Raw genomic sequence first — 14,151 nt, 5'->3', positions numbered from 1 at the left:
TATATAAGCGCTTTCCGGTAAAACTCCCGCGAAATTGATCATGAATAATGGCGGTGTGTCAGCTCCCCTGCATGGCACATTTCCCGTTTCCGGCGGCCCTAGCGGGCCGCTTTTTTGTGTCTGCTCGTCGCGCGGCCGGACGATTCGTGGCGGATTGGCGCGGGGCCTGTCCGTGGGTGTTGGCTTCGGCACACAGGAGTTCCGCCGGGGTGGAAGGGCGTCGGACGCTAAATAAATACAAATATTGCCTTTTAGACCTATGTCTAACACGATGTCCATGGTCATGTCTCAGGCGCCAGATTTATCTATAAAAAGATAAAAATCAATAATTTGAAGACAACTTCGGGCCGTAGGGATTATCACTCTCCGACGCTCATGAGCCTGAGGTAGGCAAATTTGTAAAAAGTTGTTTGAAAAGCCTCCCGCCACTTCCTATAGTGAGCCTGCCATCCACAGAGCCACTCGGCGGAACCATGAGCATCATCAACGATTATCCCCATCCAGAACTCTCCAGCCTGACCCGTGAACGCCTGATGAAGGCGTCGACGGCGTCACTCCATACCCTGCTGCACAAGCGAGGCCTGAAGAACACCTACATCCAGGGCGTGGGCCGCATGAACGACGACCAGGTCAAGATGGTGGGGCAGGCCTATACCCTGCGTTACATCCCTGCCCGGGAAGACCTGGACGTGGTCGCGGCCTTCCGGGACCCGGAGCACCCCCAGCGCCTGGCGGTGGAGAACGTGCCGCCGGGGCGCGTGCTGGTGTCCGACTGCCGTCAGGACGCCAGCGCCGCCAGCGCCGGGAGTATCCTGCTGACCCGTCTCCAAGTGCGCGAATGCGCGGGTTTCGTGTCGGACGCGGGCGTACGTGACTCCGAATACGCCGAAACCATGTCCATGCCGGTGTTCTGCACCAAGCCCAGCGCGCCGACCAACCTGACCAAACACCATGCGGTGGATATTCAGCAGCCCATCGGGTGCGGTGGGGTGCCGGTCTATCCCGGTGATGTGCTGGTCGGTGACGGCGACGGCGTCATCGTGGTGCCGCTGGAGCTCGTCGATGAAGTCGCCGAAGAGGCCATCGGCATGGAGGCCTTCGAGGACTACGTGCTGGACAAGGTAAACGCCGGCGCCGCCGTCATCGGCCTCTATCCGCCGAATGAGCAGGCGCAGGAGGAGTACCAGGCTTACCTGCGCCGGCAGGAAACCCGCGGCTGATCGCGGGCGATTTCGACCCAACGACAATCACAACCATCAGGAGCCGCCATGTTCGCTTTCAACACTCTCGACTCATCCCTTCGTCAACGCCTCGCCAAGGGGGTGGCGGGCGCGACCCTGGCCACCGCGGCCCTGGCCGCCGTGGCGAGCGTGCCCGTCGCCCAGGCCGATTTTCCCCAGCGTGATATCCGCATGATCGTGCCCTGGCCGGCCGGTGGTGGTGCCGACGCGATCTCACGCAAGATCAGTAGCCTGGCCGAAGAGTCCCTACCGACGTCCATCTACGTGGAGAACATCGGCGGTGCCGTGACGGCCACCGGGCTGATGCAGCTCGCCAAGGCCAGACCCGACGGTCACACCATCGGCGTGTTGACGTACGACAGCGTCGTCACCCTGCCGCGGGGCAACATGGTGCCCGGCTATTCGCTGGACCAGCTCGAGCCCTTCGCCCGTGTCACCCAGGAAGCCGACGCCATCGTGGTGTCGAAGCAGTCCGGTTATTCGTCCTATGAAGAGCTGATCGAGGCGGCCAGGGCCAACCCCGGCACCGTACGCATCGGGGTGGCGCCGGAGGGCTCCGGCCCCTACCTGGCGGTGCGGCGGCTGGAAGCGGCCACCGGGGTGTCCTTCAACGTGATTTCCTACCCCGGCTCCTCCACCGCCGAGGCCGAAGCGCTGCTGTCCGGCGAGATCGATGCCGCCATCTCGAGCCTGGGCGACTTCTCCGGCATCCTGTCGTCGGGAGACGCCATGGGCGTGGTCGAGCTGTCCGATGCCCAGAATCCCGCCTATCCTGAGGTGCCACCGATCTCGAACTTCGGCGTGGAGCTGGAGACCGGCAGCTTCATCGTGCTCGCGGCCCCGGCCAATACCTCCGAGGAGGCCATCGAGACCCTCGAGTCCACCTATCACCAGGCCTTCCAGAGTGATGAGTTCCAGCAGTGGGTCACCAGCATCGGGGTGACGCCGGGCTGGCTCGGCAGCGAGGACGTCAACGAGTGGATCGATGACTACCAGCAGCGGACCTTCGCCGCGATGGATGAGCTGGGGCTGTAAGATTCGGTGATCTCGTGGGGCGGCGGCGTCGCTTGCCGCCCGGTATGGGCCTCTTCCTCTGCTGCGGGGCATGGCCACGGGGAAAGCGGCGGCCCGCCGTCCTACCGCGAGTTTCGATTCAACGATCAATGCGTGTCGGCCTCCCTTGCCGGAGGCCGGGAGAGGTGCTGCATGTCTCGTTTGCTGTTGTCTTCCCTGTTCGGGTCCGGCGCGGCCAGGTTCCATGGCGTGCTGGGGCTGTTGTCGCTGGGTTACCTGATCGGTGCCCTGATGATGGGGCCGCCCCTCGAGGGGGGCAAGTTGACCCCGTCTTTCTTCCCGCTGTTGATCGGCCTGCTCGCTACCTTGCTGTGTGGCCTGCAGTGGTGGTCGGCAGTGCGCGCCGGGGCCTCCGGCGCGGCCGAGGAGGCGCCGTCGGGAAGCGCCAGCCGGCGACGCTTCCCGCCTGAGCTGGCATTGATGCTGGCGACCCTGGTCTACGTGCTGATCTTCCAGCTGCTGGGGTATGCGCTGTCTACCCTGGCCTATGTGCTGACGGTGATGCTGCTGTTCTCCGGTCGGGAGAAGTGGCTGAGCAAGGCCGCCATCGCGCTGGCGATCACCGGGGCGGGGTATCTGTTGTTCGACCAGGTCTTCAATGTCCGTCTGCCGATGCTGTGGGGGTGAGCCATGACGACTGACGTAACCCGCCCGTCGATGCATACCGGGCGCCTTTCCGGGGGTAACCCATGGATTTCCTGACTCAGGTGATGGCGAGCTTCGGCCTGTTGCTCGATCCCACCGTACTGTTCTACGTGGTGGCCGGCTTCCTGATCGGCACCATCTTCTCGGCGATTCCCGGGCTGACCGCCACCCTGGCGCTGGCGCTGTTGTTGCCGCTGACCTATAGCCTGGACGTGACCACGGCGCTGATGGCCTGTGCCAGCATCTACATGGCCGGCATGTGCGGTGGCAGCATCACCGCGACCACCATCAATATTCCCGGTGCCCCGTCCTCGATGATGACGGCGCTGGAAGGCTACCCCATGCAGCAGCGTGGCGAGGGGCCCCTGGCGCTGGGGCATGCGTCCTTCGGCTCGATGATCGGGGGCGTGTTCGGCGCCGTCTTGCTGGTGTTGCTGGCGCCGCTGATCGCCGACCTGTCGCTGCTGGTGCAGACCACCGGCAAGTGCGCCCTGATCCTGTTCGCGCTGATCGTCATCGTCATCGCCCAGCGGGGCAACGTGCGTCGCGCGGCCATCGCCGCCTGTCTCGGCCTGATGCTGGCCACCGTGGGGCTCGATGCCATGGTGCCGGTGGCCCGTTTCAGCTTCGGCCTGGGGGACCTGGCGGCGGGGATCGATCTGATGCCGGTGATCATCGGCACCTTCGCCATCAGCGAGCTGCTGACCCAGCTGGCCGAGAACGACGCGGCCAAGCGCATCCGCGAGCAGCTGAAGGGGGTGGCGCGCATTCGCCGTCGGGACTTCATTCCCCCGCGCTCGGCGATCCGTCGCATCGGGGCGGCCTGCTACTTGAAGTCGTCCACCATCGGTTATCTGGTCGGCACCCTGCCCGGCGCCGGTGGCTCCATGGGCGGCTTCCTGGCCTATGTGGAAGCGGTGCGCACCTCTCGCGAGCCTGACAGCTTCGGCAAGGGCAACCCCCAGGGAATCGCGGCGGCGGAAAGCGCCAACAACGCGGTGTGCGGCGGTGCCCTGGTGCCGATGCTGACCTTCGGCATTCCCGGTGACCCGATCACCGCCATCGTGCTGGGGGTCCTGGTGATCAACGGCATCCAGCCCGGGCCCCAGCTGATGGAGTCCCAGGCCGGCCTGATCGCCCCCATGCTGGCGGCGCTGATCTTCAGCGCGCTGATCCTGATTCCGCTGACCATGTACCTGCTGGGGCCCTACTTCATCCGCATCGTGCGCATTCGCCGTGACGTGCTGTTCGGCTCGATCGCCATGCTGGCGGTAGTGGGCAGCTATGTGGCGACCTACTCGACCTTCCAGATGATGATGACACTGGTGATGGGGGTGCTGGCCTTCTATCTGCGCAAGCACGGCTATCCGGTGGTGACGCTGCTGCTCGGGTTCATTCTCGGGCCAGGCCTCGAGGAGTACCTGCGTCGCACCCTGACGCTGTCCAACGGGGATCTGACGGTGTTCGTGACCCAGCCGGACAGCCTGTTCTTCATCGTGCTGACCGGCATCTTCGTCTACTTCCTGGCGATTCGTAAGCCGGTGCAGTTGAAGGGGCACGAAAACGCCAGCTGAGGCAACGAAAAGACCCAAGCGGGAAGCTTCGGCGCCTGACCCTTGGCACATCGCCATGGGCAGGCGCCATTTTTATGTGGGGCATGGGGTCGCGCGATCATGAGTCGGCGCAAAGACGCCTGCGTGCTGCTTCGAGCCACTCGAGGCCACCATCGCATCGGCCGTGCCCGTGAAGGGCAGCATATCCGCGTTCCGGGAACCGCCGGCAGGGGCGCTGGCGCGGGGGCAGCCGGTGCACACGTCACCAGCCAAGCCCTTCCTTGGCCAGGGCATCGCTCACTAGCCAATGAAAACGCGGACACGTCCTGGGGCGGGGAGGATGTTGGCCGGCCCGTCGGCACGGGCGGCATGTCGCGGGCGGTTCAGCACCCCTGCATGGGTGGTCAGCAAGGCGCGTGTGCCATCGGTGCCGATCATGAAGAAGGCCCTCGCCGATGGCGAGGGCCTTGCTGCATGGCCGGTGGCGCTGGGCCCGATGCGGGCCGGCGGTTCAGCGCTTGCCGTTCACCTGGCGAGGCAGGTCGAGCGGGTTGTCCGACTTGAGGGTGTCCGGAGCCAGTGCTTCCGGTATCGCCTGGTAGCACACCGGGCGCAGGAAGCGCTGGATCGCCGCGCTGCCCACCGAGGTGGTGCGGGAATCGGAGGTCGAGGGCCAGGGGCCGCCGTGGACCATGCTGTGGCACACCTCGACGCCGGTGGGCCAGCCGTTGAACAGGATGCGGCCGGCGCGACGCTCGAGCAGTGGCAGCAGCTGGTCGGCCAGCGCGTAGTCGGCTTCCTCGAGGTGAACCGTGGCGGTCAGCTGGCCTTCCAGGGCGGACAGCACCAGCTCCATCTGCGCCACCGATTCGCACTCGACGACCAGGGCGCAGGCGCCGAACACTTCGTCGTGCAGGGCATCGTTGCCCATGAAGGCCGTGGCGGTGGTACGGAACAGGTGGGGCTGGCAGGGGCAGGCGAGGTGCCCGGTGGCCTGGCCCTTGGCGACCAGGGAAACGTCCGACTGCTCGCCAAGCTGGGCCACGCCCTGCTGGTAGGCGGCGTGGATGCCGGGGGTCAGCATCAGTTGGGGCGCGGCTTCGCGCACCGCCTCGCCGGCGCGATCGACGAAGCGTTCCAGGGCGGGGCCGGAAAGCGCCAGGATCAGTCCGGGGTTGGTGCAGAACTGGCCGGCGCCCATGGTCAGCGAGGCGACGAAGGCATCGCCCAGGGCCTCGGCGTTGGCCTCGAGATGCTGCGGCAGCAGCAGCACCGGGTTGATGCTGCTCATCTCGGCATAGACCGGGGTCGGCTGCGGACGCGCCTGGGCGGTGCGTAGCAGGGCGGTGCCGCCATTGCGCGAGCCGGTGAAGCCCACCGCCTGGATGCGCGGGTCCTTGACCAGGCCCTGGCCGAGCTCGCTGCCGCTGCCGTAGAGGAGTGAGAACACGCCCTCGGGCATGTGGCAGCGCTTGGCGGCCTGTTGCAGGGCGCGTCCGACCAGTTCGGAGGTGCCGGGGTGGGCGGAGTGGGCCTTGACGATCACCGGGCACCCCGTGGCCAGCGCCGCCGCGGTGTCGCCGCCGGCAACCGAGAAGGCCAGCGGGAAGTTGCTGGCGCCGAAGACGGCCACCGGACCCAGCGGTACCTGCTGCTGGGCCAGTGAGGGCCGCGGCATGGGAGCGCGCTCGGGCAGGGCATCTTCGACGCGCACGTCCAGGTAGTCGCCGCGGCGCAGGACCTCGGCGAACAGCCGGAGCTGACCGCAGGTGCGGGCGCGTTCGCCTTCGAGGCGTGCCCGGGGAAGTCCGGTCTCGGCCATGGCACGCTCGGTCAGGGTATCGCCGAGGGCATCGATATTGTCGGCGGCGGCTTCGAGGAAGGCCGCGCGCTCTTCAAGTGGCAAGCGACGGTACGGCAGGAAGGCCTGCTCCGCCAGCCGACAGGCGTGCTCGACCTCGGCCTGGCCGGCCAGCGGGTACCGAGGGGCGAGGGCTTCGCCGGAGGCGGGGTTGACCGCCGCGATGCTCTGGGCGTCGGTGGTGCCGGCCTGGGAGGCGAAGCCGATCAGGTGATGACCTTCGATAGTCATGGGGGCTCCTGAACAGGGTGGTGATGACGATGAAAGGGGCTCGGCGGGAGAGGGTGTCACGGAACCTGGCTGGCCCAGAGACCTCGTTGCCGAGCCATGAAGCGCTTGGCCAAGCGGTCGGCAAGGACGCCGGCCGCTAGGGGCTCAGGCGGCCGGTGGCGCCGGCCCGTCAGCCCGGCGACGCGATCCGCCTCAGGGGCACATCTGGCCACCGTTGACGTCGATCACCTGGCCGGTGATGTAGCCACTGGCGGCGTGAGACGCGAGGAACAGGAAGGACGGCGCGACCTCCTCGGAAGTGCCGACTCGGCCCATGGCGATGGTGGAAGCGATCTTTTCCATCAGCTCGGGGCTCTTGTCGGCATGGAAGGCGGTGTCGATGGTGCCCGGGGCGACGATATTGAAGCGCACGTTATCCTTGGTGAATTCCTTCACCCAGTTACGGTGCAGGTTGTGCAGCATGGCCTTGGAGCCGCCGTACAGGGAGGCGCCCAGCCCGCCGCCTTCGCGACCGGCGATGGAGCCGGTACTGATGACACTGGCGGTTTCGCCGCGCTTCTCGGCGGAGGCCTTCAGGTGCGGCATGGCGAAGCGGGTGGTCATGATCACGGAACGCAGGTTCAGGTCCATCACCAGGTCGAAGTCTTCGTCCTCGAGCGTCTCGAGCCCCTTGCGAACACCGAGCCCGCCGGCGTTGTTGATCAGCACGTCGAGGCTGCCGAACTGCTCGACGAATTCCTTGACCAGCGTCTCGCACTCGTCGCTCTTCTTGAGGTCGCGCTCGTAGTAGTCGAAGCGTGCGCCCTCGGACTCCAGCTGGGCGATCAGCTCTTCGGCCGCCTCGTCCCGTTGGTGGCTGTTGATGCCAACGATGGCGCCCTGACGGGCGAAGGCCACCGCGGCGGCGCGACCGATGCCCTTGGTAGAGCCGGTGACGAGTACGGTCTTGTCGTTGAGATCGGCGAACATGAAATGCTCCTGATGACTCGGGCCTGCAGTAGGCCGTATATGGGGGATGGGGAAGTCAGAGTGATGTGTCGCTTGGTGCCAAGGCCCAGGAGGTCCCGCCGGTGCTTTCCCCGAGCCCCGGTGGGAAGGCCGCGCATGGGCGGCCGGAATGACCCGCCCAACCTTAGACCAGCACTCGGCGGCTTTCAAACAAATAATAACAAGTAGGCCGGGCGAGATGGCATGAGGGGGCCGACGGCATGCTGGTCTAAGGTCGGGTAAAGGAGGAGGGAGGGACCGGATGTTTTTAATTAACATTCTGATATTTAATGATTAATAAGGAGGACGCCCGGGTTTGGCGACGACCGTGATCACGGGGGAGAACGGAGCATCTAAGCACAAAGTCTAATTTGTAATAACTTGTCTATTTTTCGCCGAAGGATCAGGCTTACGAACGTGCTTCCCGGTAGCGGGCCCAGTGGGCCCTGACCCGGGCCCTTCTGACGCTCAACGACAAGAGAGATAACTCATGCGAACGCTTCCTCGTCTCTTCTGCGCTTCCTTGGTGATGGCCGCGTCGACGGTCGCTTTCGGCGACGACTACCCCTCCAAGCCCATCACGCTGATCGTCCCCTGGTCGGCCGGTGGCGGTACCGATGCGGTGGGGCGGCAGTTCGCGGCCGGCCTGCAGGACGAGCTGGGCCAGCCGGTCAACGTGGTCAATCGCACTGGCGGGTCCGGCGTCGTCGGCCACATGGCGATGAAGATGGCGCCGCCGGATGGTTATACCCTGGGCCTGGGCACGGCCGAGATCGCCACCTATCAGCACATCGGCACGGCCGACCTGTCCTATGAGGACTTCACGCCGATCGCCCTGCTCAACCTGGACTATGCGGCCTTCACCGTGAATGCCGACTCGCCCTGGCAGACCCTGGACGAGGCGCTGGCCGATATCGCCGATTCGCCCAATGAATACACGGTTTCCGGGTCCGCGCCGGGTGCCGCCTATCACCTGTCCTTCGCCGGCTTCCTCGACCAGCAGGGCATCGACCCCAATACGGTCAACCTCGTGCCCAGCGAGGGGGCGGCCCCGGGGCTGCAGGAGCTGGCCGCCGGCGGGGTGGACATCGTGTTCTCGTCGCTGCCCGAAATCGAGTCCATGCGTGAGTCCGGTCGTGTCCGCACGCTGGCCGTGCTGGCCAATGAGCGTGAGGATGCCTTCCCCGGTGTGCCGGCCGCCAAGGAAGTGACCGGTGACGACTGGTCTCACGGTTCCTGGCGCGGCCTGGTAGCGCCCGAGGGGCTGCCGGAGGACATCGCCCAGCGGCTCGAGGCTGCCGCGGAAAGCGTCTGGAATTCCGAGGACTTCCAATCGTTCATGAGCGGGCGTGGTTATGGCGCCGTGTGGAAAGGGCCCGAGGGGTTCGAGGCGTTCATGGCCGAGCAGGACAGCAATAACGAAACCATCATCGACAAGCTGGGACTGGCCCAGTGACGAGGTCGTTCCGACAATCCGGAGGTGTTCGAGATGCGCACCAGTGACGCGGTGTCGGGCACGATGGCGGCAGCCCTTGGGGCTGCCCTCATCGTGGCGTCGGCCGATCTGAGCCCTCTGCCTCGCCAGGTCTACGGGGCCGGCACCTTTCCCAAGGTGGTGGGTGGGCTGCTGCTGATGATGGGGGGCCTGATGGTGATCAAGGGGCTGAGGCAGCGCCAGTCCTGGTGTCGCTGGACGAGCAAGGTCGCGCCTCGCCCCTTCCTGCTGACGCTCGCCGCCGTGGTGGCGAGCGTGGTCGCCTACGTATGGCTGACGCCGGTATTGGGCTTCCCCATCGTTTCTTTCGTGCTGCTGAGCCTGCTGTTTCGCGCCTATCACCGCCGAGGATGGTGGCGGGCGATGTCGATCGCGGCATTGGCCACGGTGGTTATCTGGCTGCTGTTCGCCCAGCTGCTGCATGTGCCTCTGGAGCCTGGTCTCCTCGAACAGGTGTTGTACCCATGACCGAATTGCTGCAAGCGACAGCCATGGTGTTTCAGTGGGAGGTGATCCTGGTGATCGTGGCCGCCTCCCTGTTCGGCCTCTTCATGGGGGCTATTCCTGGCCTGACGGCGACCATGGCCACGGCCCTGCTGGTGCCGGTGACCTTCTTCATGGACCCGCTGCCGGCCATCGCCGCCATCGTCTCGGCCACCGCCATGGCCATCGTCGCCGGGGATATTCCCGGTGCCTTGCTGCGCATGCCGGGCACGCCCGCGTCCGCGGTGTATGCCGACGAGGCCTTCCTGATGGGCAAGCGGGGCAAGCTTGGCTTGGCGCTCGGCATCAACGTCACCTGCTCGATGCTCGGTGGCGTCATCGGGGTCGCGGTGCTGGCGCTCTTCGCCCCGCGTATCGCCGAGTTTGCGCTGGAATTCACCAGCGATGAATACTTCTGGTTGGCGCTGCTGGGGCTGTCCTGCGCCATCCTGGTGGCCGGAGGTGACCCGCTCAAGGGGGCGATCTCGATGCTGATCGGCCTGGCCATTGCCATGGTCGGCATGGATAGCGTCTCCGGTCAGGTGCGTTTCACGCTGGGCAACTACAACCTGCTGGCCGGCATCTCGCTGCTGCCGGTACTGATCGGGCTGTTCGCCATCACCGAGCTGCTGCGTAGCCTGCCGACCGCAGGGCGAGGGGCCTCCCGCAAGGAGACGCCGCGCCGTGAAGGGTTCGGCGGCGTTGCGGGCACCACCTGGCGCTACAAGGGCGGCGTCGCCCGGGGCGGGCTGCTGGGCACCATGATCGGCGCCCTGCCGGGGGCGGGGGCCGACATCGCTTCCTGGATCAGCTACGCCATCAGTCGCAAGCTGTCCCGTGAGCCGCAGAAATACGGCACCGGCCACCCCGAGGGGCTGGTCTCCGCCAGCGCCGCCAACAACGCGGCCCTGTCCGGGGCCTATATCCCTGCGCTGGTCTTCGGCATCCCCGGCGATACCGTCACCGCGATCATCATCGGCGTACTGACGACCAAGGGGATCACCCCGGGGCCGGATGTCTTCACCGAGCAGGGGGCGCTGGTCAATGCCATCTTCCTGGTCTTCGTGCTGGCCAACCTGTTGCTGCTGCCCCTGGGGTTCCTGGCGATCAAGGGCGCCGGGCGCCTGCTCTCGGTGCCGACGGGGGTTCTCTACCCATTGATCCTGATGTTTTGTATCGTGGGCGCCTTCTCCGCCAACAACAGCATGTTCGATGTCTGGGTGATGCTCGGCCTGGGTCTGGTGGGTGTCTTCCTGATGGAGAACGACTTTCCTCTGGGCCCCTTGATCCTGGCGTTCATCCTCGGGCCGATCATCGAGAGCAATTTCATGCGTTCGATCCTCAAGTCCGATGGCGATCTGACCGCCTTCGTCGATCGTCCCATCGCCATGGTGCTGGCGGGGCTCGCGATCCTGGTCTGGACGCTGATCATCGCCAATGGGATCTGCAGGCGACCGGGCCGAAGGCTAGCGGCAAGCGACACGGCGGCCGGGTCATGAGTGCCACCGTGACGGGGATGCAAGGCGTGGTGGGGGCGGGGGCGCTCGGCGTGCCCGTCTGGAACGTCTGACATTGGCACCCACCTCGGTGATCGGGCCATCAGGGAGCAGGTAAGCGGAGCAAGGAATATGGCACAAGACGAGAAGTTTTCACTGGCTTCGGCGGTGTACGAAAAGATCCTGGCGGCGATCATCGACGGCCAATACCCGGTCAACAAGAAGCTGCCGACCGAGGCGCAGCTCTGTCAGTGCTATGAGGTGTCCCGCCCGGTGCTGCGCGACGCCCTGGCCCGGCTCAAGGAGGACGAGCTGGTGGTGTCCCGTCGCGGGTCGGGCAGCTTCGTGATTCGCCAGCCCGACAGTGCCGTGCTCGAGTTCGCCCCCATCTCGAGCATTGCCGATATCCAGCGCTGCTTCGAGTTTCGCACCAACGTGGAGGCGCAGGCGGCGCATCTGGCGGCGTTGCGTCGGACCCAGGTCCAGCTCGATCACATTCGGCGCTGCTACGACGTCATCGACGCCGCCAATGCTCGCCAGGACCTGGCCACCGATGAGGATTACCGCTTTCATCTGGCCATCACCGAGGCGGCCAGCAATCACTACTACACCACCGTGCTGAAGTCGCTCAACGAGAGCATCAAGAACGGCATGAACCTGACGCGCGGCCTCTCGCTGATGGCGTCCCAGGCGCGCCTACGCAAGGTACAGGACGAGCACCTGGCCATCGTCGAGGCCATCGAGGCGCAGGATGGCGAGGGGGCCGAAGCCGCCATGCGGGCGCACATCGACAATGCGCGTCACCGCATGTTCGAGGGCACCCACTAGTACAAGCCTGACGGTGTTGGTTCTCGATGCTGTCACTGCCCTGTGCCCGGATCGGCTGTCTCCGCAAGGGTGGGGCCTCCACCCAGGTCGTCGAGTTCCGGGGGCATAACCTCACAGTCGGCCTGTTCTTCCGCTTCAGTCGAGGATGGCATATGCCCGAGACACCCCAGTTCCAGGGCTCAGGTGAGGCCGATGATCACCAGGGCCAGGGTGGTGCCGGTCAGCAGGTAGGCCACCAGCGCCATCAGGCCGTCCTCGGCGAGCAGCGCCAGGCCGAACAGGGTCAGCGCCAGGCCACCGCCGTTGGCGGAGAAGGGCACCAGCTCCATCGGCGGCATGGCCAGCCCGATCAGCAGGCAGGTCAGCGCCACCGGCAGGTGGGCCGGGGAGCGGGTGAGCCAGGTCAGGCGCGCCCTCAGGCAGCAGTCGACCCAGCGGGCGGGCTTCTCCAGCCAGCCGGTGGCCCGCAGGAACCGCTCGCGGGATATCCGCCGCGCCAGCAGGAAGCGCGGCAGCCAGAAATGCCGTCGGCCCAGCAGCAGTTGGGCGGCCACCAGGACCACCAGGCTGGCCATCAGGGTGGGGACGCCGGGGATGTCGCCGATCAGCGGGGCCAGGGTGACGAGCCCCGCAATCAGCAGGAAGGGCGCGAAGCTGCGTCGCCCTACCGCGTCGAGGATGGCTTCCAGGCTGATGTCGTCCCGGCGGTGGCCGGCCCGTTGTACCCGGGCGATCAGCGTCGACAGGTTGCGGGGGTGTTCGAGGGGCGAGCCCTGGGGGATGTCGCTGGCCATGCGTTACCTGCAGGTTCGTGAGGGGCGAAGGCGTATCGCGACCCTATCATGGGCAACGCGATGAGAGGTGCCCGCCCGCCGGCAATGGTGGGTTTCGCGGGCGGCTCTGTTGCCGGGCACCGCGATGTCGTATGGTAAGCGCTTCTCATGCCCGAGTGCGCCCTGGCTTCGTCAGGCCGGCAGGCGTACCTTTACCGGTTCCCGGACCCGTCGTGCCGACGCCATGAGCGCTGCCCCGACCGGCCTGGCAAGGTGACGGTGCTGAGAGACACATCATGAGGCCCTTCGATGTCCCTCTCGTGAATATCTGGTTTGCCACGTTATCTATGGCCGCTCCCCCCACATTCGCCCAGCAGCTTCTACGCCATCCGATTCGTACCCTGTCTCGGCACTATCACCGGTGGCGGTACGATTACGCGTCGGGCGCGGGCGTCCCGCAGACGCTTCGCACCGCGGTGCTCTACGTGCCCAAGAAGATCGGCGATGGCATGGCGGTGTTCCCCGTCATCCGGGCCTTGCAGGCACGTGGCGTGCCGCGCATCGTGATCGTGGCCTCGGTCTACAACGAAGTCGTGTTCCGCTGGATCGACGACGAGCGGGTCGAGGTGATGACGATCGACCAGTACCGGGATCTCGGGGCGACCCGCGCCGCGGCTCGCGACCTGCAGGCCCGCCACGGCCGCATCGATCTGTGCATCGAGGGCACCATCCGCGACAGCTCCGCGGCGTGCTGCTTCGTCGGCACCCTGCGGGCGCGCTGCAATCTGCGGCTGGGCGGCGCGCCCCTGCGCTGCTACACGCCGCTCGGCGAGGCCGCCAGGTCGCTGCATGATCGCGGTGGCGCTCGCCCCCACTGCTGGGCCGCGCTGATGCGAGAGGCCGGTATCGCCGAGGTGCCCGGGACCTACGAGTTCCCGATCGCCGCCGAGGATGAACAGCGGGTCCGGCAGCTCGTGGCGCCCCTGGGGCCCTACGTGGCGTTGAACCTGGAGGGCAGCCATCCGTCACGCCAGCTTTCGCTGGACCAGGGGCGCCGACTCTGCGACCTTCTTCATCACGGGCTCGGGCTGCCGGTGGTGATGGTCTGCGGCCCCGATGGCGAGGACAAGGCGCAACGGCTGGCGACCGACTTGCCCTGGGTGCACCTCCTGGCGCTGGAGACCAGCCTGCCGCACAGCGTCGCCACCGTGAAGCATGCCGCCCTGGTGGTGACACCCGATACGGCGGTGCTGCACATGGCCAGTGCCTGGAACCGGCCGACCCTGGGGCTCTTCGCCCGCCCCCAGCGTCGCTGGCGGCCGTTGGCCGAACATAACGCGATGATCGAGACCGGCAGCCACCTCGCCGATCTCGACATGGACGAGGTGGCCCGGGCACTGGCCGCCTTGCCCCTCGGCGACGACGCAGGAAGCGAGCGCGCCGATCGGGTTCACCCCTGAGCCCGGACCCGGATGATCCAAGGA

General features: G+C 66.2%; 12 protein-coding genes. 9 read left to right on the top strand and 3 right to left on the bottom strand.

All coding sequences use genetic code 11. From position 1 onward, the window contains the following. Positions 1-473: 473 nt before the first annotated feature. The 4 genes from ACXAFN_RS05035 (at position 474) to ACXAFN_RS05020 (ending at position 4,534) form a co-directional block, all read left to right on the top strand. A complete protein-coding gene (locus tag ACXAFN_RS05035) occupies positions 474-1,220 on the top strand; it encodes a ribonuclease activity regulator RraA (RefSeq protein WP_474986740.1) in 747 nt (248 codons plus the stop codon). A 48-nt stretch (positions 1,221-1,268) separates the two neighbouring features. Next, positions 1,269-2,276 (top strand): Bug family tripartite tricarboxylate transporter substrate binding protein, encoded by a 1,008-nt coding sequence (locus ACXAFN_RS05030; protein WP_474986738.1) that lies wholly within the window; start codon positions 1,269-1,271, stop codon positions 2,274-2,276. A gap of 171 nt (positions 2,277-2,447) precedes the next feature. Next, entirely contained in the window at positions 2,448-2,942 is a 495-nt protein-coding gene (locus tag ACXAFN_RS05025; RefSeq protein ID WP_474986736.1) for a tripartite tricarboxylate transporter TctB family protein, read from the top strand. 62 nt (positions 2,943-3,004) lie between these two features. Further along, positions 3,005-4,534 carry a tripartite tricarboxylate transporter permease gene (locus tag ACXAFN_RS05020; RefSeq protein WP_474986734.1) on the top strand — a complete coding sequence of 510 codons (1,530 nt, stop codon included), beginning with the start codon at positions 3,005-3,007 and terminating at the stop codon, positions 4,532-4,534. A 490-nt stretch (positions 4,535-5,024) separates the two neighbouring features. Here ACXAFN_RS05020 and ACXAFN_RS05015 read toward each other — a convergent pair whose 3' ends face one another. Both ACXAFN_RS05015 and ACXAFN_RS05010 read right to left on the bottom strand, forming a co-directional pair. After that, entirely contained in the window at positions 5,025-6,605 is a 1,581-nt protein-coding gene (locus ACXAFN_RS05015; RefSeq protein ID WP_474986733.1) for an aldehyde dehydrogenase (NADP(+)), read from the bottom strand. A 192-nt stretch (positions 6,606-6,797) separates the two neighbouring features. Beyond that, a complete protein-coding gene (locus tag ACXAFN_RS05010; RefSeq protein WP_474986731.1) occupies positions 6,798-7,574 on the bottom strand; it encodes an SDR family NAD(P)-dependent oxidoreductase in 777 nt (258 codons plus the stop codon). Positions 7,575-8,082: 508 nt separating this feature from the next. Here ACXAFN_RS05010 and ACXAFN_RS05005 point away from each other — a divergent pair. The 4 genes from ACXAFN_RS05005 (at position 8,083) to ACXAFN_RS04990 (ending at position 11,894) form a co-directional block, all read left to right on the top strand. Beyond that, positions 8,083-9,048 carry a Bug family tripartite tricarboxylate transporter substrate binding protein gene (locus ACXAFN_RS05005; protein ID WP_474986729.1) on the top strand — a complete coding sequence of 322 codons (966 nt, stop codon included), beginning with the start codon at positions 8,083-8,085 and terminating at the stop codon, positions 9,046-9,048. A 33-nt stretch (positions 9,049-9,081) separates the two neighbouring features. Beyond that, positions 9,082-9,555, top strand: a complete 474-nt coding sequence (locus ACXAFN_RS05000) for a tripartite tricarboxylate transporter TctB family protein (protein WP_474986727.1) — start codon at positions 9,082-9,084, stop codon at positions 9,553-9,555. Next, positions 9,552-11,069, top strand: a complete 1,518-nt coding sequence (locus ACXAFN_RS04995) for a tripartite tricarboxylate transporter permease (RefSeq protein WP_474986726.1) — start codon at positions 9,552-9,554, stop codon at positions 11,067-11,069. Before ACXAFN_RS05000 ends, ACXAFN_RS04995 begins: the two co-directional genes overlap by 4 nt. A 129-nt stretch (positions 11,070-11,198) precedes the next feature. Beyond that, the gene (locus ACXAFN_RS04990) at positions 11,199-11,894 is read left to right on the top strand and encodes a FadR/GntR family transcriptional regulator (protein ID WP_474986725.1); all 696 of its coding nucleotides are present in this window, start codon (positions 11,199-11,201) and stop codon (positions 11,892-11,894) included. A 179-nt stretch (positions 11,895-12,073) separates the two neighbouring features. On the opposite strand, the gene ACXAFN_RS04985 is transcribed toward ACXAFN_RS04990, so the two are convergent. Beyond that, a complete protein-coding gene (locus ACXAFN_RS04985) occupies positions 12,074-12,688 on the bottom strand; it encodes an exopolysaccharide biosynthesis protein (protein ID WP_474986723.1) in 615 nt (204 codons plus the stop codon). 464 nt (positions 12,689-13,152) lie between these two features. Here ACXAFN_RS04985 and ACXAFN_RS04980 point away from each other — a divergent pair, with 464 nt between their 5' ends. Then, positions 13,153-14,127 carry a glycosyltransferase family 9 protein gene (locus ACXAFN_RS04980; protein WP_474986722.1) on the top strand — a complete coding sequence of 325 codons (975 nt, stop codon included), beginning with the start codon at positions 13,153-13,155 and terminating at the stop codon, positions 14,125-14,127. The last annotated feature ends 24 nt before the right edge of the window (positions 14,128-14,151 follow it).

Source organism: Halomonas sp. ABH4_019 (genome assembly GCF_056159885.1).
The sequence above is the reverse complement of the archived record's forward strand: the minus strand, read 5'-3'. Positions and strand labels throughout refer to the sequence as shown.